General features: G+C 70.8%; 18 protein-coding genes. 7 read left to right on the top strand and 11 right to left on the bottom strand.

The genetic code is table 11. The features are described from left to right. Positions 1-153: 153 nt before the first annotated feature. The 5 genes from MFF56_RS12980 to groES all read right to left on the bottom strand — a co-directional run bounded on the left by MFF56_RS12980 (position 154) and on the right by groES (position 4123). A complete protein-coding gene (locus MFF56_RS12980) occupies positions 154-1278 on the bottom strand; it encodes an asparaginase (protein WP_066926344.1) in 1125 nt (374 codons plus the stop codon). 91 nt (positions 1279-1369) lie between these two features. After that, positions 1370-1726, bottom strand: a complete 357-nt coding sequence (locus MFF56_RS12975) for a DUF6883 domain-containing protein (protein ID WP_066926342.1) — start codon at positions 1724-1726, stop codon at positions 1370-1372. Then, the gene (locus MFF56_RS12970) at positions 1723-1992 is read right to left on the bottom strand and encodes a DUF4926 domain-containing protein (RefSeq protein ID WP_082773293.1); all 270 of its coding nucleotides are present in this window, start codon (positions 1990-1992) and stop codon (positions 1723-1725) included. Before MFF56_RS12970 ends, MFF56_RS12975 begins: the two co-directional genes overlap by 4 nt. 113 nt (positions 1993-2105) lie before the next feature. Continuing rightward, positions 2106-3746: a chaperonin GroEL gene (gene groL / locus MFF56_RS12965; RefSeq protein WP_066926340.1), complete on the bottom strand. Its 1641-nt coding sequence runs from the start codon at positions 3744-3746 to the stop codon at positions 2106-2108. Positions 3747-3835: 89 nt separating this feature from the next. Then, positions 3836-4123, bottom strand: a complete 288-nt coding sequence (gene groES, locus MFF56_RS12960; RefSeq protein ID WP_066926338.1) for a co-chaperone GroES — start codon at positions 4121-4123, stop codon at positions 3836-3838. A gap of 213 nt (positions 4124-4336) precedes the next feature. Here groES and MFF56_RS12955 point away from each other — a divergent pair, with 213 nt between their 5' ends. Further along, a complete protein-coding gene (locus MFF56_RS12955) occupies positions 4337-5332 on the top strand; it encodes a CorA family divalent cation transporter (protein WP_066926336.1) in 996 nt (331 codons plus the stop codon). Between the two features lie 61 nt (positions 5333-5393). Here MFF56_RS12955 and MFF56_RS12950 read toward each other — a convergent pair whose 3' ends face one another. Beyond that, complete coding sequence (locus MFF56_RS12950; protein WP_066926334.1) at positions 5394-5609, bottom strand: hypothetical protein; 216 nt, start codon at positions 5607-5609, stop codon at positions 5394-5396. Positions 5610-6054: 445 nt separating this feature from the next. On the opposite strand from MFF56_RS12950, the gene MFF56_RS12945 reads away from it, so the two are divergent. From MFF56_RS12945 to MFF56_RS12935, 3 genes are all read left to right on the top strand, one after another. Further along, positions 6055-7197, top strand: coding sequence for a S1C family serine protease (locus MFF56_RS12945; protein WP_066926354.1), 1143 nt, complete (start codon positions 6055-6057; stop codon positions 7195-7197). Between the two features lie 311 nt (positions 7198-7508). Beyond that, positions 7509-7646, top strand: coding sequence for a hypothetical protein (locus MFF56_RS12940; protein WP_238230090.1), 138 nt, complete (start codon positions 7509-7511; stop codon positions 7644-7646). A 9-nt stretch (positions 7647-7655) separates the two neighbouring features. Continuing rightward, positions 7656-8429 carry a J domain-containing protein gene (locus MFF56_RS12935; protein WP_066920287.1) on the top strand — a complete coding sequence of 258 codons (774 nt, stop codon included), beginning with the start codon at positions 7656-7658 and terminating at the stop codon, positions 8427-8429. Positions 8430-8566: 137 nt separating this feature from the next. Here the strand turns inward: MFF56_RS12935 and MFF56_RS12930 are convergent, their stop codons facing one another. The 3 genes from MFF56_RS12930 to MFF56_RS12920 all read right to left on the bottom strand — a co-directional run bounded on the left by MFF56_RS12930 (position 8567) and on the right by MFF56_RS12920 (position 13422). Then, positions 8567-10039, bottom strand: a complete 1473-nt coding sequence (locus MFF56_RS12930; protein WP_238230089.1) for an SPOR domain-containing protein — start codon at positions 10037-10039, stop codon at positions 8567-8569. 751 nt (positions 10040-10790) lie between these two features. Then, positions 10791-12905, bottom strand: coding sequence for an ABC transporter ATP-binding protein/permease (locus MFF56_RS12925; RefSeq protein WP_066919706.1), 2115 nt, complete (start codon positions 12903-12905; stop codon positions 10791-10793). A gap of 187 nt (positions 12906-13092) precedes the next feature. After that, on the bottom strand, positions 13093-13422 hold the full coding sequence (locus MFF56_RS12920) for a hypothetical protein (RefSeq protein ID WP_066919709.1): 330 nt from the start codon (positions 13420-13422) through the stop codon (positions 13093-13095). A 248-nt stretch (positions 13423-13670) separates the two neighbouring features. Between MFF56_RS12920 and MFF56_RS12915 the strand changes: the two genes are divergently transcribed. Together MFF56_RS12915 and MFF56_RS12910 are read left to right on the top strand one after the other, a co-directional pair. Continuing rightward, the gene (locus MFF56_RS12915; RefSeq protein WP_066919711.1) at positions 13671-14303 is read left to right on the top strand and encodes a 2OG-Fe(II) oxygenase; all 633 of its coding nucleotides are present in this window, start codon (positions 13671-13673) and stop codon (positions 14301-14303) included. Between the two features lie 18 nt (positions 14304-14321). Then, positions 14322-15059, top strand: a complete 738-nt coding sequence (locus MFF56_RS12910; RefSeq protein WP_238230088.1) for a peptidase inhibitor family I36 protein — start codon at positions 14322-14324, stop codon at positions 15057-15059. Between the two features lie 364 nt (positions 15060-15423). Here the strand turns inward: MFF56_RS12910 and parC are convergent, their stop codons facing one another. Continuing rightward, on the bottom strand, positions 15424-17673 hold the full coding sequence (gene parC / locus MFF56_RS12905) for a DNA topoisomerase IV subunit A (RefSeq protein WP_066918679.1): 2250 nt from the start codon (positions 17671-17673) through the stop codon (positions 15424-15426). A 47-nt stretch (positions 17674-17720) separates the two neighbouring features. Then, a complete protein-coding gene (recO, locus tag MFF56_RS12900; RefSeq protein WP_066918681.1) occupies positions 17721-18437 on the bottom strand; it encodes a DNA repair protein RecO in 717 nt (238 codons plus the stop codon). Between the two features lie 91 nt (positions 18438-18528). Here recO and MFF56_RS12895 point away from each other — a divergent pair, with 91 nt between their 5' ends. Beyond that, positions 18529-18939, top strand: a complete 411-nt coding sequence (locus MFF56_RS12895; RefSeq protein ID WP_066918683.1) for a hypothetical protein — start codon at positions 18529-18531, stop codon at positions 18937-18939. Positions 18940-19373: the final 434 nt, after the last annotated feature.

The following is a 19373-nucleotide window of genomic DNA, read 5'->3' as shown; positions in this document are numbered from 1 at the left end:
GCCCCTCGCATAGGCGCGGGCTGTGTCCGTCTTTTGAACGCGTTCTAGACCCGGCGCGATCGCGTGTAAACGTTTTCAGAACAGTAAATCCTGGCGGGCGCAGCCCCTCCATTCTCCCTCCCCCGCAGAGGGGGGAGGGTACGCGGACGCGGCTCAATATTCCCAGAAGATGCGCTGCAGCTCCTTCGTGTCGCTCGTCTTGGTGAGCGCGACCGCGGTGAGGATCTTGGCCTTCTGCGGGTTGAGGTCGTGGGCCACCACCCAGTCGTACTTGTCGTCGGGCTGCTCGGCGTTGCGCAGCACGATGCCGTCGCCGACGCGGGAGGAGCGCACGATCAGCGTGCCCTTGCTGCGGATGTCCTTCAGCGTATCGACGAGGTAGCCCGCGACCGAACCGTTGCCGGTGCCCGCGTTGACGATCGCCTTCGCGCCCGCATCGACCGCGGCCGTGTAGGCGCCCGGATACATGTTGCCCGAGCCGTACACGACGGCCACCAGCGGCAGGCTGTCGATCTGGTCGATGTCGAACTCGGAGGCCTTGCCGTGCCGCTTCGCTGAGGCGCGGAAGAAGTAGGTCTTGCCCTCGACCACCATGCCGAGGGGCCCCCACTGACTGTAGAAGGCGCTCGGCACCACGTTGACGCGCTTGGTGACGTCGCGCCCGGCCTGGATCTGGTCGTTCATCGTGACCATGACGCCCTTGCCGACGGCCTCCTTGGAGCCGGCCACCGTGACCGCGTCGAGCAGGTTGAGCGCGCCGTCCGCCGAGATCGCGGTCGAGGGCCGCATCGAGCCGACGACGACGATCGGCTTGTCGCTCCGCACAACGAGATCGAGGAAGAGCGCCGTCTCCTCCAGCGTGTCGGTGCCGTGCGTGATCACCACGCCGTCCACGTCGTCCTGCTTGAGGAGGGCCGAGACGCGCTTGCCCAGCTGCACGAGCTGCGCGTCCGTGAAGCTCTCGGACGCGATCTGGAAGACCTGCTCGCCGCGCACGTTGGCGACATTGCTCATGGCGGGCACCGCGGCGATCAGCTTGTCCACCGGCACCTTGGCGGCCTGGTAGGTCGCGCTGTTGGCCGCGTCCGCTCCGGCGCCCGCGATGGTGCCGCCGGTGGCCAGCACCACGACGTTCGGCTTGCGCGCGGCCTGATCGGCCCCCGCCTCCGGCATCTCGCGGGCGAGGGCGGGCAAGGCGCCGAGCGGCAGCGCCGCGAGCGCGAGCGCCGCGACGGCTACCCGGCGATTGAGACGCTGACCGGTCCGGAATGCTGGCATCTGAAGTCCCTGTCTCCTCGAAGGATCGCGCTGGATCGTAGGCGGCCGGTCCGGTGAGGCAAGACGGGGGCCGCTGGCCGCCGGCCGTTTGTCACGCCGGCCTCGGCAGAGGCTTGAGCGTGATGAAGCGCGCCGCCCGCGTCGGATCGTCATCGTCCATCTGCCAGACGGTGCGAACGTTCGAACGCGCCTCGGTCGGTGTGGGCAGCAAGCCCTCGAAGTAGAGTTTCACGGCCCTGCGGGCCGGCACGAACCCGGCGAAATTGTCCCGCCGCGCATGGCTCAGAAGCGCCCGGCGGAGATCCTCCGGATTCCGCGGGGTGAAGCCGAACGGCGCAAGGAATGCGTATTTCGGTCCGCCGTCCGGGTGGTTCGGATCGAGCAGGTAGGCGGTGATCTTGGCGGGTGCGATCGTGAAGCTGGCCGGCCAGCCAAACTCGGGCGTCACGCCCCGCCGCGCGCGACGAGCGTGACGGCGCGACCATCGACGGTGGCGAGCGTGTCCACCGGCCGGGTGAACTCGACCTCGAAGGCCTCGCCCGCGGCATAGATTCCCACGACCGTGCCGGTGGAGCCGGCAGGCACGCACTGCGCATCGTCCCCTGTCACGGCGGACAGCAGGCGGACACGGTCGAGTTCGCGGATCGGCGGTCCCCCTGCGGGATCGCCGTCGCGCTCCGGTCCGAACCGTTCTGAAAGCCGACGCTTCGCCATGGAACGAAGGTAGCGATTCCTCGATCCTCCGCAACGGGCCGATCCGCGTCGCCCGAACGGAAAAGGGGCCGCCTCTCGGCGACCCCTCTCCGTCTTCCCGTGGAGGCGTGGACTTAGAAGTCCATGCCGCCCATGCCGCCGCCGGGCATCGCCGGGGCCGGGCTGTCCTTCTTCGGCGCGTCGGCGACCATGGCCTCCGTCGTCACCAGCAGGCCGGCGACCGAGGCCGCGTCCTGCAGGGCGGTGCGCACGACCTTGGCCGGGTCGACGATGCCGGCCTGGATCATGTCGACGTACTCTTCGGTCTGGGCGTTGAAGCCGAAGGTCTCCGAGCCCGTGTTGTCGGTGATCTTGCCGACCACGATCGAGCCCTCGACGCCCGCGTTCTGGGCGATCTGGCGGATCGGGGCCTCAAGGGCCTTCAGCACGATCTTGATGCCGGCCTGCACGTCCGGAACGTCGGACTTCAGCTCGGCGACCGCCTTCTTGGCGCGCAGCAGCGCCGTGCCGCCGCCGGGGACGATGCCTTCCTCGACCGCCGCGCGAGTGGCGTTGAGGGCGTCGTCGACGCGGTCCTTCTTCTCCTTGACCTCGACCTCGGTCGCGCCGCCGACGCGGATCACCGCGACGCCGCCCGCGAGCTTGGCCAGGCGCTCCTGGAGCTTCTCACGGTCGTAGTCCGAGGTGGTCTCCTCGATCTGCGCCTTGATCTGGGCGACGCGGGCCTCGATGTCGGCCTTCTCGCCGGTCCCGTCGATGATCGTGGTGTTCTCCTTCTCGATGCGCACGCGCTTGGCGCGGCCGAGCATGGGGAGCGTCACGTTCTCGAGCTTGATGCCGAGGTCCTCGGCGATCATCTGGCCCTTGGTCAGGATCGCGATGTCCTCGAGCATCGCCTTGCGGCGATCACCGAAGCCCGGAGCCTTCACGGCCGCGACCTTGAGGCCGCCGCGCAGCTTGTTCACCACGAGCGTGGCCAGGGCCTCGCCCTCGATGTCCTCGGCGATGATGACGAGCGGCTTGCCGGTCTGCACCACGGCCTCGAGGACGGGGAGCATCGCCTGGAGCGAGGAGAGCTTCTTCTCGTGGATGAGGATGTAGGGATCCTCGAGCTCGGCGATCATCTTCTCCGCGTTCGTGATGAAGTACGGGGAGAGGTAGCCGCGGTCGAACTGCATGCCCTCGACGACGTCGAGCTCGGTCTCGGCGGTCTTGGCCTCCTCGACCGTGATCACGCCCTCGTTGCCCACCTTCTGCATGGCGTGGGCGATCATCTCGCCGATCTCGGTGTCGCCGTTGGCGGAGATCGTGCCGACCTGGGCGACCTCGTCGGAGGAGGCGACCTTCTTGGCCCGCGCCGTGATGTCCTTCACGGCGGCCTGGGTGGCGAGGTCGATGCCGCGCTTCAGGTCCATCGGGTTGATGCCGGCGGCGACGTACTTGGCGCCCTCGCGGACGATCGCCTGGGCGAGCACCGTCGCGGTGGTGGTGCCGTCGCCCGCGATGTCGTTGGTCTTCGAGGCCACTTCGCGCACCATCTGGGCGCCCATGTTCTCGAAGCGGTCGGCGAGCTCGATCTCCTTGGCGACCGTCACGCCGTCCTTCGTGATGCGCGGGGCGCCGAAGGACTTCTCGATGACGACGTTGCGGCCCTTCGGGCCCAGCGTCACCTTGACCGCATCGGCCAGGATGTCCACGCCGCGCAGCATCTTCTCGCGGGCGTCGGCGGCGAAACGAACGTCTTTGGCTGCCATGTGGTGGCTTCCTTCACGTTGAAATTATTCAGGACGTGCCCCGAGACCGCGACCGGGTCTCCAGGGGCGGTGGAAAAGCGGTGACCGACTTAGGCGACGACGCCCATGATGTCGGACTCCTTCATGATCAGGAGGTCCTGACCGTCGATCTTGACCTCGGTGCCCGACCACTTGCCGAACAGGACGCGGTCGCCGGCCTTGACGTCGAGCGCGTTGACACGGCCCTGCTCGTCGCGGGCGCCGGGACCGACGGCCACGATCTCGCCCTCCTGGGGCTTCTCCTTGGCGGTGTCGGGGATGATGATGCCGCCCTTCGTCTTCTCCTCGCCCTCGATACGGCGGACGACGACGCGGTCGTGCAGCGGACGGAACTTCATGAGCTGCCCTCTTGCTTCAGAACTCGAAGTGGCGTTGATGCGGCGCGCATCGCCGCCTTCAAGCGCGGCCGTTAGCACTCATGGGGTGTGAGTGCTAACGGCCGGCCGCGAGATAGCCACGGGGGCGTTTCGAGTCAAGACTGTCGCACCCCCGCGTGACGGCGCGACGACGCATTTCGTCTCCCGCTTCCCCCGAAGGGACATCGATCCTCCATGCTGACCCTGCACGGGCCGGACGGCCCGCTCGCGGCCGCCGACATCGGATCGGGCGCCGTCCTTCCGGCGGGCACGGTCTGGATCGACCTGAACGACCCGACCGCCGAGGAGGCGCGGGCCGTGGAGGCGGCGACCGGCATCCGGGTGCCCTCGCGCACGGCGCTGAGCGAGGTGGAGAGTTCGAGCCGCCTGCGCCGGCTGAAGAATGGCCTCTCGCTCTCGACCCCGATGATCACCTTCGAGCGCACGGACTCGCAGCTGAAGCCGCTGGGCTTCGTGCTGACGGCGGACCACCTCGTCACCGTGCGCTTCCACGAGCTGCGCGCCTTCGAGGGCGCGCGCAAGCGCCTGGCGGCGGGCGAGCGGGCGGCCTCCAGCACCGAGACCTTCCTGCTCATCGTGGAGGAGCTGGTCGACGGGCTCGCCGACGCGCTGGAAGACATGGGCGCCGAGCTCGACGCCCTCTCCACGCGCGTCTTCGACTTCGACGTGAGCGCGGGCCGCGCCCGCAACGGCGAGCAGCCGACCCGGCGGCGCGACCTCGCCCTGCGCCGGATCCTGCGCGGCATCGGCCGGCGCGGCAAGGCGCTCGGCAAGATCCGCTCCAGCCTGCTCGGCCTGGAACGGGTCGTTCCCTACGTGGCGGGCGCCTGCGAGGACCTGCTCCGCCAGGAGGAGGACGCGCGCTTCGAGACGCTCCGGCGGGACATCGAGTCCCTCGACGAGTTCGAGACCCGCCTTTCCGAGAACGTGCAGTTCCTGCTCGACGCCGCGCTCGGCCTCATCCAGATCGAGCAGAACAACGTCTTCCGCGTGCTCACCGTGGTCTCGGTGGTGGGCGTCCCGCCGACGCTCATCGCCTCGATGTACGGCATGAACTTCAAGCACATGCCGGAGCTGGACTGGGCCTACGGCTACCCCTACGCGCTCGGGCTGATCCTGCTCAGCGCGCTGGTTCCGATCCTGTATTTCCGTATCCGCGGCTGGTTCTGAACTGCCCCCGGACGCCGAAGCGGCCCCCGACCGGCTTGGTCGGGGGCCGCTTCGGGGCCACTCAGTTCAGGTAGGTCCGGATCCAGTTCGGGGAGAGGATCTCGCCCTCCTCCGTGATGATCCAGGGCTGCTTGGCGGGGTCGGTGAGCGCGCCCGCGGCGGCGGCGATCGCCTCGCGCAGGGTGCCGTACCGCTCCGGCTGGGCGAGCGGCGAGCTCGCCGGGACCGTGCGCCAGATCGTCAGATCGGCGGGCCGTTCGAGAGCTTCGGTTTCCATGATCCTCGTGTTCCTTCCGAACCCGTTACGTCCGTTCAGGCAACCCGGCCGCCGATATGGAGTCCAGACGGCGCGGCACCCTGTGATCGTCGCGAATGGCAGCATCCCGAAGGCGACTTTGCGATTTTTCTCCACCCTGGTCCTCGGAGAGGCCATGGTTTCGACGCAAACCGTCGTCTGTACGACGGCTCGATTTCGCAGGCGCCCTGAAGACTGCTCATTCCTCTGACGAAGATTGTCCCCGTCAGTGATGACCAATCGGTTATCGCCTCCGCCGCCGGGCCGTGGTGCGCTGCCGCACGGCCGCGGGACGGTTTCCTTTCTGTTGAAGGGGGCAAGCTGAACGACCAGTTAAGGGCGTGGCCGCTCGGCAACGCGGGCGCGATGCTGTATCCGCGCTGCCCCGGGGAACGGCCCGGGATGGGTGTCGGGCGAGGTTGAGGACGTGCCGGATCGCTTCGTGCGCACAGCCCTGGCGGCGGTGCTGGTGCTGCTGGGACTGTTCGTGGCCCAGCCCTACGTCACGGCCCTGCTGTTCTCGGCCGAGACCCCGCGCGCGGTGACGGCGCGCGGCGACCTCGCGCCCGCCGAATCGACCACGGTCGCCCTGTTCGAGCAGGCGAGCCCCTCCGTCGTCCACGTCTTCGCCCAGGCCGCGGCGCGGGGCCAGTCCCTGATGCGCCTCGACGACGAGGAGGAGGGCGGCCAGGGGCAGGGCGGCGGAACCCAGACCGGCACCGGCTTCGTCTGGGACGCGGGCGGGCACGTCGTCACCAACAACCACGTGGTCCAGGCCGCGACCCAGTCCGGCGGCTCGATCGCCGTGCGCCTGTCCTCTGGCGAGGTCGTGGGCGCGCGGGTTGTCGGCACGGCGCCGTCCTACGACCTCGCGGTGCTGCAGCTCGGCCGCGTCTCGAAGATGCCGCCGCCGCTTTCCATCGGCACCTCCGCCAACCTGAAGGTGGGGCAGACGGCCTACGCCATCGGCAACCCGTTCGGCCTCGACCACACCCTGACGACCGGCGTGATCAGCGCGCTGCAGCGCCGCCTCCCCACGGGCGAAGGGCGCGAGCTCTCGGGCGTGATCCAGACGGATGCGGCGATCAACCCGGGCAATTCCGGCGGCCCGCTCCTCGATTCCGCGGGCCGGCTCATCGGCGTCAACACCGCGATCTACTCGCCGTCGGGGGCGAGCGCCGGCATCGGCTTCGCGGTGCCGGTCGATACGGTCAACCGGGTGGTGCCGGACCTGATCCGCTCGGGCCGCGTGCGCAACCCCGGCATCGGCATCATCGCGGGCCAGGAGGCGACCGCGGCCCGGCTCGGCATCGACGGCGTGGTGGTGCTGCGGGTGCTGCGCGGCTCGCCCGCCGCGGCCGCCGGGATCCAGGGCGTCGATCCGGGCACGGGGGAGATCGGCGACATCATCGTGGGCGTCGGCGGCAAACCGATCCACCGGCTGGCCGAGCTGACCGCCGCGCTCCAGGCGGCGGGCGTCGGCCAGGGCGTCACCCTGACGATCGAGCGGGACGGGCGCACCCGCACCGTGCGGATCACCACCGCGGACGTGGCGGAGAACCGGCAATGAGCGGGATCTGGCGCGCAGCTCTCCCTCCCCCCTCTGCGGGGGAGGGTACCCTGCGAAGCAGGGGGGGAGAGGGGTACGACGGCGCCGGACGGCGCTCGGCATCGACGCTGCTCCCCTTCCTGAAACGTCGTCCCCTCTCCCGACCCTTGCTGACGCAAGGGCCACCCTCCCCCGCAGAGGGGGGAGGGAGAGCGCGCGTTGCCTGCGCCCTCCTGGCATCGCTCCTTCTGACTCTCTGTGCGACTCTCACGGCCGCCGCGGCCGAGCAGCCCGCCCGGCCGCGCCTCTGTCCGGAGGACGCGCCCGAGGGCGTGCGCCTGCCCCCTCGGCCGGGCTGCGGGCAGGCCGCGCCGCAGGCCCGCGGATCGGAGGGGTTCCGCGATCTGGGCAACGGTGTGAAGGTCCGGATCGGCGGCCGGGTCGGCGCCGATTACGACATGCGGCGCTGAGGCCACGCGATGCTGCTCGTCCTCGGCCTCGCGGCCTGCCTCGGCCTCTGGTGGCTCTCGAAGAACCGGAACCGCCTCGACCCGCGGCTCACCGGCCGCCTCGTCCGCCGCGCCGCGACCTGGGGGATGCTGGGCCTTGCCGCCGTCTTCCTGCTGCGCGGGCAGATTGGGCCGGCCCTCGTCCTCGGGCTGCTGGGGGTCTGGCTGCTGGAGGGGCCGGAACGGGTGGGCCAGCGCCTCGCGCGCCTCGTCTCCGACCGGCTCGCGTCCGGTCCCTTCGGTGCTCTGTTCGGGGGCCTGGGCGGGTCCAGGCGTCGTGGGGCCGAGCCCGACCCGCGCCGCTTCCGCTCGCGCCTCGTCGAGGTCGCGCTGGGCCCGGACGGCACGGTGATGGGCGGGCAGGTCGCCGGCGGTCGCCGGGCGGGGACCGACCTCGACGCGCTGGCGCTGCCGGAGCTGATGAGCCTGCGCCGCGCCTGCGCCGCGCAGGATCCGGACGGCGTCCGCCTGCTAGACGCGTATCTGGACCGCCGGCGTCCCGGCTGGCGTGTAGACGCTGAGGCTGATCGCGACCCGGGGCCGCGCCGTCCGCCGCAGCCAGGGGCGATGACGGAGCAGGAGGCGTACCAGGTCCTGGGGCTTGAGCGCGGGGCGGCCCTGGAGGAGATCCGGGCGGCGCACCGGCGCCTCATGAAGGCGGCCCACCCCGACCAGGGAGGAAGCGCCGAGCGGGCGGCCCGCATCAACGCGGCCCGCGACAGGCTGACGTACCGACATCGCTGATACTCCACGCGCGTTGTCGAGGATCTGCACAAGGTCTCGATGGCGCTCGGCCAGTACGCGACCGGGCACACGGCCGCGGGCGCCGGGCCCGCGGGTCGTCTCGCGATGCGCGCCGCGGCCTCGCCGCGGGGAGCGGGTCAGCTGCGGGTGGCGAAGCAGCTGAAGCCGCCGCGCTTGAGCGCGGCGCAGGCGTCCTGGGCGGATTCCTGCTCGGAGAAGCCCGAGAAGCGGGCGCGGTAGAGCGTGGCGCCGCCGTGCTCGACCTTCACCGTGTAGGGCGCGGCCTTGGCGAGCGTGCCGCCGATCTTCGCGCGTGCCTCGGACAGCATCGCCCGGGCCTTGCCCTCGTCGTCCATGGCGCCGAGCTGGATCACCCAGGCGGTCGGCGTCACCTTCGGGCCGTTGGCCAGCACCGGCTTCGGGGCCTCGGCGCGGGAGGCGGGCGCCTCGACCGAGGCCAGGCGGGCGTCGGACTTGGAGCCGCCCGGGAAGGGGCTCTGACCCGAGGTCGCCGCGTAGGCCTGGGCGGACCTCGGCAGAGCGCGGGCCCCGTAGCCGCCGCTGCCCGGCGTCGCGGTCGAGCGGCCCGGCGTGATGTCCATCGGCTCGGTGGACGCCGTGGTCTCGACCTCGTCGTCGGCGGAGGCGAGCTGCGTGCGGGTGCGCGAGACGCCGTCGGCGACGACCGCCGGCCGGGCGCGCTCGGCGATCTCGGTGGTCGGGGCGGTCTGGCGGGCGCCCGCGTAGGCGCGGGGGAGGTTCGCGCGGACCAGGTCGGCCATGATCCGGTCGCGGCTGGCGCCCGACTTGCCGCCGAGCACGATCGCCACGATCTGGCGGTCGTTGAGCTTGGCCGCGGTCATCAGGTTGAAGCCGGAATCGCGGGTGTAGCCCGTCTTGATGCCGTCCACGCCCTCGACGGTGCCGACGAGCCGGTTGTGGTTGCCGATGACCCGGCCCCGGAAGGCGAAGGAGCGGGTCTGGAAGTAGCGGTAGTAGCGCGGGAAGCGGTCCTGGATCGCGCGGGCGAGCACCGTGAGGTCGCGCGCCGTGGTGATCTGGTCGGCGTCCGGCAGGCCCGACGCGTTGGCGTAGGTGGTGCGGCTCATGCCGAGCGCGCGGGCCTTGGCCGTCATCGCCTGGGCGAAGCGCTCCTCGGAGCCGGAGATGTTCTCGCCGATGGCGCAGGCCACGTCGTTGGCCGACTTCGTGACGAGCGCCTTGATCGCGTCCTCGACCGTGATGGTCGAGCCGGGGCGCAGGCCCAGCTTCGAGGGCGCCTGCGCGGCGGCCCGGGCCGAGATGGAGAGTTCGGAATCGAGCGCGAAGCGGCCCCGCTCCATCTGCTCGAAGAGCATGTAGAGGGTCATCACCTTCGTGATCGAGGCGGGGTGGCGCAGCGCGTCCTCGTTGACCGCGTGCAGCGTCTTGCCGCTCTTCACGTCCACCACCATCGCGGCGTAGGGCGGGTTGTAGCCGCCGCCCGCCCGGGCGTGGTGGCCGCGGCGGCGCGCCTCCGCCGGGGAGGCCAGGGCGGTCAGCACCGCGGCGGCCGCGAGGGTGGCGGCCAGGGCCGGTGCCGTCCGGGAGCGGCTCTGTACGCTACGCATCACGAGTGATCGCCCTCGACGACCGGCGCGCGGCCGGTCCGCATCATGGTGTGGAGGCGGGCCCGCCGGGATCGTGTCCGTGGCACCGCTGCATCGTCAGGAGATTAGGAAGCCGCGGTTACGCCGCGGTTAATGCGATCGCACCGCCGACGGCAGATCGCGTGGCGCACCCGTGCCTTGACCGAAATGCCGCACTGCACGGAGCGACCGGTGCGAGGCCTCGCGGCGATGCCGGCCGGCCCGTGAAACGCCACGGAACGCCGGTCCCTCTTCGGCGGACGGGGCGGTTGCGCAGCGGGATTCCGGGGTGGATCGAGCGCGGGTCCCCTCCCCCGCGCGGCAGGGCGATCGCATATGCCGAGCGAGCCTAACCCCGGTCAGGCGTGGGTCCCCTCTCCCATAGGGAGAGGTCTGCTTTCGCAGAAAGCCGGGTGAGGGGTATGAGGCTTCCGGATAAACGCGGTGCTGAACGCGCGTCGATGGCGTGCTCAGCTCTGAAAGGTCATACCCCTCACCCCAACTTTCTCCCTATGGGAGAGGGGGTCGGGCGCGGTTCCAGTGGCGATCGAGGAGACGACCCCCGCCATATGCGATCGCCCTGCCCGCGCGGAGACCGCTGCGCGGGTCGATCCCTCCTCCAAGGCTGCTCCAAGGCTCCTTCAAGGCTCCTGCGGGGACCGGCGACGGATCCGGCTCGGGGCGCGCCCGCACGATCCCGGCGACGCCTCGCCCGCGCGGGAGGTCGCGCCCCCTACTCCGCCGGCACCGGCATGCGCGCGTCGCGCGGGGTGAACAGCCCGCCCTCCCCGGGCTGCATCTCGACCCGGCGGTCGTGCAGCGCGTTCAGCGTCGAGCGGTGGCCGATCGAGACGATCGTCGTGCCGGGCAGGCGCTGGCGCAGCATCCGGTAGATCGCGGCCTCGCTCGGCTCGTCGAGCGCCGCGGTGGCCTCGTCGAGGAAGAGCCAGTCGGGCTTGGCGAGCAGGGCGCGGGCGATCGCGACCCGCTGCTGCTCGCCGCCCGACAGGCGCCGGTCCCAGTTGTCCACCTCGTCGAGCCGGTCGGCGAGGTGCGGCAGCTGCGCCGCCGTCAGCGCCTCGCGGATCGCCGCGTCCTCGACCTGATCGACGGTGCTTGGGTAGGCGATGGCGCCCCGGAGCGTCCCCAAGGGCAGGTAGGGCCGCTGCGGCAGGACGAGCGCCGATTGTCCCGCCGGCACGTCGATCCGGCCCCGGCCGAACGGCCAGATGCCGGCGATCGCCCGGAACAGGGTCGATTTGCCCGAGCCCGAGGGGCCGGCGAGCAGCGTCGCCGCGCCCTTGGGCAGGGCGAGCGCGTCGGCCCGCACGATCTCGCGCCCGTCCGGCAGCGCCAGCGTCAGGTCGCCCGCGGTGACCGGACCCTGCGTGGCGTTGCCCTGCTCCAGGCCGTAGCCCGCGGCCGAGAGCGCCTCGGCCTTCGTCATCGCCCGCTTGAAGGATCCGAGGCGGATGGTGTTGGCCCGGTAGGAGGCCAGCGTGATGTAGCTGTTGACGAAGAAGTCGAGCGAGCCCTTCACGTTGCTGAAGGCGTCGGTGGTCTGCTGCAGGGTGCCCAGCGTGATCTTCTTCGAGAAGAAGGACGGCGCCGCCACGATCAGCGGGAAGACCGCGCTCGCCTGCCGGTAGGTGAAGGTGAAGGCGATCAGCTTGATGCGCCGGAAGATGATGTCGACGTAGTTGTCGATCACGGCGTGGAACAGGGTGGCCAGCCGCGAGGACTCGGCGCGCTCGCCGCGCAGCAGCGCGATCTGCTCGGAATAGATGCGGTTGCGGGCGAGCGAGAAGCGGAAGTCGGCTTCGACCTGCTCCTGCCGGAAATTCAGCCCGATCAGGGGCTTGCCGATGACGTGGGTGAGCCACGTGCCGACCACCGCGTAGGCGATCACCAGCCAGACCAGGAAGCCCGGGATCACCGTGTCGGTGAAGGGCAGCACGAAGTCGCGCGAGATCGTCCAGAGGATGACGATGAAGGAGACGAGCTGGGCGGCCTGCGAGAGCAGCCGGATCGACAGGCTCGCGGTCTGCTGGATGAAGGCGTTGACGTCCTGCTGGATGCGCTGGTCGGGGTTGTCGGCGTGCACGTCCGTGAAGGGGATGCGGTAGTGCGTGCCCCGGCCCAGCCAGCGCTCGTAGAGGCTGTGGGTCAGCCACGTGCGCCAGCGGATGTGCAGGGAGGAATCCACGAACAGGTCGAACATGCCGATGGCGATGTTGAGCACCGCGAGCGGGATGAAGATCCAGGTGATCTGGTACCAGAACGCCTCGGCGTTCAGCTCCTGCAGGGTGTTGTACATGTCGCGGTAGAAGAAGTTGAACCGCAGCGTCAGCGCCACGTCCGCGAAGTTCACGAAGATCGAGAGCGCGACGAGGCGCTGGCCGATCTTGCCCTCCGTGCTGCCGAACCAGCGGAACAGGCCGATCTCCTTGGTCGGCGCGTCGCGGTTGGCGAAGTAGGGGTCGGCGATCAGCGTGATGTCGCGAATGGGCTTCCAGTAGGAGATCGCCAGCACGATGCCGCCGAACACCACCGCGCCGGTGGCCGCGAAGGCCGGGGGCAGCAGCGCGGCGATCACCGGCGGCAGCGCGCCCATGGCGGCCAGCGTCTTGGTCCCGGCCAGCAGCAGGTAGCCGATGCCGTAGACCGAGACGAAGATCTTCAGGTAGGCCGAGAGGTTGGCCGAGGCCAGCAGGATGCCCGCCATCGCGAAGCCCGCGAGCGAGACGTAGAGCGGCGGCGAGGGAATCCCCGGCATCGCCAACAGCACCAGGGCGGCCAGTGCGGTGAGCACGGCCTGAATCCCGAGCCCGCTCCTGATTGCGGCCACGCGCGTCTCCCAGATCGTCCCAAGGGTCCGTCCCAGGGCGTCCGGGGCCCCACGGACCACGATCCACCCGTCACCCCGGCCGCCGTCAGCGGCAGTGACGGCGGGTCGTGGCGAGATAGTGGCACCCGGCCCGGGATGTCGCGTGAAACTTTCGCAATGCGCGCCGTTCCCGGCGCGGCCGATCCGCCTACCAGTCCCACTCCTCGAAGCCGGGCTCGCGGCAGCGGTAGCCGACCGGGCATTGGGGATTGTCGCGGGTGGGCAGGAAGCGCAGCTCCGCGATCTCCGAGAAGGCGCAGAAGGAGCGGTCGCGCACGAAGCGCTCCGGCGCCCCCTTGGGCGGGACGAGAACGATGTCGCCCTGCTGCTTCACCAGGGCGATCGCCTCGGGACAGGTCAGGATCCGGGTGGTCGGAGCGGGCGCGCGCGGCTGGACCTTGGCCGGAGCGCCGCCCTGGGCCCTCGCCGGGGCGCCGAGGGTGAAGCCGATGAGGCAGGCGCTGACAAGGCGTCGCATCGTGGAAAACAGGCGCCCCAGCACGCTCGCGAACTCGACGGTGAGGCAAGCATGGCAGTTTCCACAGCCTGCGGGAAGAGGTGGGGTGTCACCCGTCTACCCATACGGGAGATATTCCGCCGTGGCGGCGCCGTAATCGCGCAGTTTATGGATTTCCCGCACGCCGAAGCCGGTTAACATTCCGTTGCCTCGGCGCGCGCCCGCATCGGTATGCTTGCTCTTCGTCCCCTGGGGGGTCCGGTTCTCTGATGACGACGCTCTCGATCCTCGATCTCGACGCGGTGCGGGCCGCCCCCGTGGCCCGCGAGCCCTATGCCTGGACGCTCGGCCAGAACGTGCTGAGGCCCGACGCCATCCCGGCGATCCGCGACGACTTTCCCGACATCGCCAAGCCCGGCTACCTCACGGTGGACGAGGTGGCGCTCAAGGGCCGCTTCAAGGCTCTCATCGACGAACTGGAGAGCGACGACTTCTCGCGCATCCTCGGCGAGAAGTTCGGCATCGACCTCGTCTCCTGCCCGCGGCTCACCACGATCATGCGGCGCAGCCAGCCGAAATACGGCTCGATCCACACGGACGGGCCCTCGAAGGTGCTCACGCTCCTCGTCTACATGAACGACGCCTGGGACGCGCCCGCCGCCGGCCGGCTCCGGGTGCTCTACGACGGGAAGAACTACGCGCCCTTCGCGGTCGAGGTGCCGCCCACGATGGGCACGATGTTCGCGTTCCTGCGGGCGGACAATTCCTGGCACGGGCACGAGCCCTTCGAGGGCGAGCGCCGGGTGGTGCAGGTGGCGTGGCTCAAGGACGCGTCGGAGCTGGAGCGCAAGAAGAAGCGCAACCGGACGGCGCAGTTCCTGAAGGGCATCTTCGGGCGCTGAAGGCCGGGCGGGGGAAGCATGGCCGGGGGACTGGTGATGGTGGCGCGCCCGGAATCCGGGCTGCCGGAGGAGGGCGCGGAGGCGAACCGGCGCGGCCTCGCCTGGCTCGGCGTACCGCTTCTGCTCGCGGCGGGCTGGGGGGCGTTCCTGGCCTACAGCGCGGTCTTCCTCACGGAGGACGTGCCGCTGCGCCCGGCCGTCGTCGAGCGCGAAGGGATCGCCCTCGACTTTCCCGATCCCGGCCCGAACGCCATGCAGGCGGCGCGGCGCGTCGCCTACGGGCTCGACGACGCGGCCCGGGAGGCGGGCCATGCGGGCGGGCATGCGGGTGGCCATGCGGGCGGCCACGAGACGAACCCGCCGGCCCGGGCCGCGCCCACCCGCACGGCCGAGGCGCGCGCCGGCGGGGAGGCCACCGCGCCGCTCGCCGGCCACCCGGTCCCGCTGCTCCTGCAAGAGCGACCCGACCATGTCGGCGTCTGGGGGCCGAACGCCGCCGCCTGCGGCGCGCCGCACCGCCGCCGCGGCTATTACCAAGCCACCATCACGAGCGAGCGCGCGCGGGCCGGGCGCACGGTCTGCACCTTCCACGACGGCCGGCGGGTCGGCAACGCCTGGGTGGCGGGCGCCGACTGCACCGATCGCGGGCGGCGCTGGTCCTCCCAGGTCCGCCTCCTGGTCGAGGGCGACCGGCTGACCTGGACGAGCGCGAAGGGCAGCGCGACCTACGTGCGCTGCGGCCGCCGGGCGGGGTGAGGCGCGCGGCGGTCTCCCTTCCGCGGACAGGACGATCGCATATGGCGGTAGCCGCGCCCGATCCGCGCCGCGCTCCCTCTCCCATAGGGAGAGGGCTGGGGTGAGGGGTATGAGGCGTCCGAACAGGGCTCGACCTGAACGCGCGTCGATGGCGTGCTCAGATCTGAAAGGTCATACCCCTCACCCGGCTTTCTGCGAAAGCAGACCTCTCCCTATGGGAGAGGGGACCCGCGCCTGACCGGGGCTAGGCTCGCTCGGCATATGCGATCGCCCTGCCCATAGGCAGAGGGGACCCGCGCCCGATCCGTCTCGAGACGTGCTCGGCATCAGCGATCCCCCTGCTCTGCGGGGGAGATTTCGGAGCCTACGCCCCGAAGCGCTCGAACTTCGGGAAGCTGCGGGTCATCAGGCTGCCCGCGTCCGAGCGGTGGCCCATCCACTTCTCCAGGAGGCCCTGGTTGGCGAGCCGGCTCTGGCCCGCACTGTCGCGCCAGGGCAGGCCCTCGGCGAGCCGGAAGACGTGGGCGCCCGAGAGCACCGTCTGGCGGCAGCGCTGCAGCCGCACGCCCTTGCCGCGGGCGAGTTCGGACAGCTCGGTGATGGGGAAGACCAGCAGCAGCTTGTCGGCGGTGCAGACCGCGACGTGGTCGCCCTCCCCCGCGGGCACGAGGAGCGCGGCGGTCGCGTCCCCGTCGAGGCCCAGCACGCTCTTGCCCTTGCGGGTGTTGGCGACCAGCGCGTCGGAGGGCGCCAGGAATCCGCGCCCGTCCGAGCCCGCGATCAGCAGGCGGCTCTCGGGCCGGTAGGGCAGCGCGGCCACAACCTCGGTGCCGTCGTCGAGATCGACCATCAGCCGCACGGGGTCGCCGAAGCCGCGCCCGCCCGGCAGCTTGGAGGCCTCGATGGTGAAGACCTTGCCGTTGGAGGCGAGCAGCAGGACCTTGGCGGTCGTCTCGCTCGGGAAGGCGATCTTCAGGGCGTCGTCGCCCTTGAAGGCGACGCCCGAGAGGTCGGCGACGTGGCCTTTCAGCGCCCGGATCCAGCCCTTCTCCGAGACGATCACGGTGATCGGCTCGCGCTCGACGAGCGCGGAGGTGAAGTCGACGCCCGCGGTGTCGGGCGGGTTCTCGAGCGTCGTGCGGCGGCGGCCGAGCTTGGTCTCGGGCCCGAAGGTCTTCTTCACGGCCCGGATCTGGGCCTGGACCGTCTTCCACTGCCGCTCGTCGGAGCCGAGCAGGCCCTCGATCTCGGCCTTCTCGGCGGTCAGCGCCTCGAACTCGCGCTTCAGCTCCATCTCCTCGAGCCGGCGCAACGAGCGCAGCCGCGTGTCGAGGATGGCGTTGGCCTGGATCTCGGTGAGGTCGAAGCGGGCGATGAGGGCGGCCTTCGGCTCGTCCTCCTCGCGGATGATGCGGATCACCTCGTCGAGGTCGAGGTAGACGATGAGCAGGCCGCCCAGGATCTCCAGGCGCCGCTCGATCTGGCCGAGGCGGAAGCGCGAGCGGCGCTGCAGCACCACGCGGCGGTGATCGACCCACTGCCGCAGGCACTCGGCCAAGCCGATCACCCGCGGTACCAGCCCGTCCACCAGTACGTTGAGGTTGAGCGGGATGCGGGCCTCAAGCTCGGTCAGCCGGAACAGCGATTCCATCAGGATGACCGGATCGACGCTGCGCGAGCGCGGTTCCAGCACGACGCGCACGTCCTCCGCCGACTCGTCGCGCACGTCGGCCAGCAGCGGCAGCTTCTTCTCCTGCAGCAGCTCGGCCATCTTCTCGATGAGCCGCGCCTTCGGGATGCCGTAGGGGATCTCCGTGACGACGATGTTCCAGGTGCCGCGGCCGAGATCCTCCTTCGACCAGCGCGCGCGCACCCGGAAGGCGCCGCGGCCCGTGCGGTAGGCCTCGGCGATCGAGGCCGCCGAATCGACCAGGATGCCGCCGGTCGGAAAGTCCGGCCCCTGCACGAACTTGGCGAGTTGCCCGGAGGTCGCCTCGGGGTGGTTGATCAGGTAGAGCGCCGCGTCGCAGAGCTCGGCCGCGTTGTGGGGCGGGATCGAGGTCGCCATGCCGACCGCGATGCCCTGGCTGCCGTTGGCGAGCAGGTTCGGGAACGCCGCCGGCAGGACGATCGGCTCCTCCTTCTCCCCGTTGTAGGAGGGGCGGAAATCGACCGTGTCCTCGTCGATTCCGTCGAGCAGCAGCCGCGCGACCTCGGTGAGGCGCGCCTCGGTGTAGCGGTAGGCGGCCGGGCCGTCGCCGTCGATGTTGCCGAAATTGCCCTGGCCATCGACCAGCGGGTAGCGCTGGGCGAAGTCCTGGGAGAGCCGCACCAGCGCGTCGTAGATCGCCTGGTCGCCGTGCGGGTGGAAGTCGCCCATCACGTCGCCGACGATCTTGGCGCACTTCTTGTGCGCGGTGGTCGGGTCGAGGCGCAGGAGCCGCATGCCGTAGAGGATGCGCCGGTGCACGGGCTTCAGGCCGTCCCGCGCGTCCGGCAGCGCCCGGTGCATGATCGTGGAGAGCGCGTAGGCGAGGTAGCGCTCCTCCAGCGCGGATTTCAGCTCGACGCTCTCGATGCCGTCGCCGGACGGCGGCTCGAAGGGCTGTCCCATGACGGCTCCAACCTCAGTGACTTACGCGGAACATAACATGAACATCGTCAGCCGTCACGCAGGCTGAGTGCGACGAACCGTGCCCGCTCCTCCGGCACCGGCAGGGCCCGGGGGCCCCAGATGTGCTGGTTGAGGAAGTAGCCCGTCAAGGTAAACCCCTTGGTAACGTCGTCCGGCCCCAGTCCCGCGCCGACGAGGAAGCCCGGCAGGGGCAGCAGCCGGTCGCGGTAGGGCTCGCCCGCGGACGCGCTCACCGCCCGGCCGGTTCGGGGCGAGACGTAGACGAGGGCGTCGTTCGAGCCGGTCGCCGCGCAGGCGCCGAGATCGAGCCCGAAGCCGAGTTCGGAGAGCACGGCGAGTTCGAAGCGCACCATCAGGGGCGGCGCGACGTCGGGGTCGTCGAGCGTCTCGATCAGGATCCGGGCGGCCTCGTAGAGCGCCGGGTGCGGGTCGCGCTCGGGCAGCAGGCGCAGCAGGCCCGCCATGTGGGTGACGCCGTAGAGGGCGAGCGAGGAGCCGATCAGGCGCGAGACCGCGGATTCTTCGGGCTCGACCCGGTAGCTGCCGAGCCCGTCATCGAGTCGGGCGCGCCAGGTCAGCCGGACCCGGTTGCCCGGCTGGAGCACGGGCTGCATCCGCCGCGAGCGGCCGCCATGGACGAGGCCGAGATGGCGCCCGTGCTCGCGCGTCAGCGCCTCCAGCACCGCGCCGGTCTCCCCGTGCCGGCGCACGCCCAGGACGATGCCCTCGTCGGTCCACTGCATGGCGTAGAGATAAGCGCTCCGGCGTCGTCCGGCACCCGTTCCGTTCAGGCCGTGCTGCGGTCTATTCTCCTGCCGTTAGGGGGAGATTCGCATGCGCTGCCCGGTCTTGACCGTCCTGGCTGTCCTGGCCGTCCTCGCCGTCGCGCTGCCGCTCGGCGGCTGCATGGGAGCCCGCGCCGCGCCGGATGCCCCGGCGGCCGGCGGCATCCGCGAGCGCGTCGCGGCGCTCGCTCTGCGGCAGGTCGCCTTCGGCGCGGTCTCGCTGATCCCGGTGCGGTTCGTTCACGCGCGGATCGCCGGGCCGTTCGAGGATGCGGGCCGCACGCTCTACTGCGTCTCCGCGCAGATGAAGGGCCGGACCTTCGGCAAGCCCGAGAAGCCGAAGATCGTGGTGCGGGTGGACAAGGGCGCGCTCGCGGTGATCGACGACGACGAGGCGTGCACCGGGCACCGGACCGAGCCGTTTCCGGAACTCGAGACGCTCGGTAATCGGGCCGGCTGATGCGATAAGATTGAACGCCTATCGCGCGAGATAAGTCTTGACATTTGAGAACAAAGCATGCACAAACCTGCCCACGCGCCGCCCCGGCGCCGCGGCGGGTCCTGCATCCCGCCGCGGCGTTGGCAGGGAGCCTGATCCGGATGACCGCCGGAGCGGGTCACGGGCGGCGCGGCGGCCCCCGCGTCGCCGGCCGGTCAGCCGGTGCCCCGGGCGCCTCGTGCGACGCAGGGCCACGCTCGGCCGAAGCCCCGGAAGACCAGCGGGGCACGTCCGATAGCGCGGCCTGGAGGCCGTTGGAACCGATGCCTTGCCCAATACGAGGCCGGGTGCAGGACGCGTAAGTCTGCCGGGGACAGAGGCCGGGATCGCGGGAGCCAACCCGTGTACTCGGACATCCACGATCGGGGTCGAGGCAGGTGGAGAAGCCGCGACGC

Origin of the sequence: Methylobacterium hispanicum, assembly GCF_022179285.1 — a bacterium.
GTDB lineage: Bacteria > Pseudomonadota > Alphaproteobacteria > Rhizobiales > Beijerinckiaceae > Methylobacterium > Methylobacterium hispanicum.
This window is presented reverse-complemented; position numbering and strand designations above follow the sequence as displayed.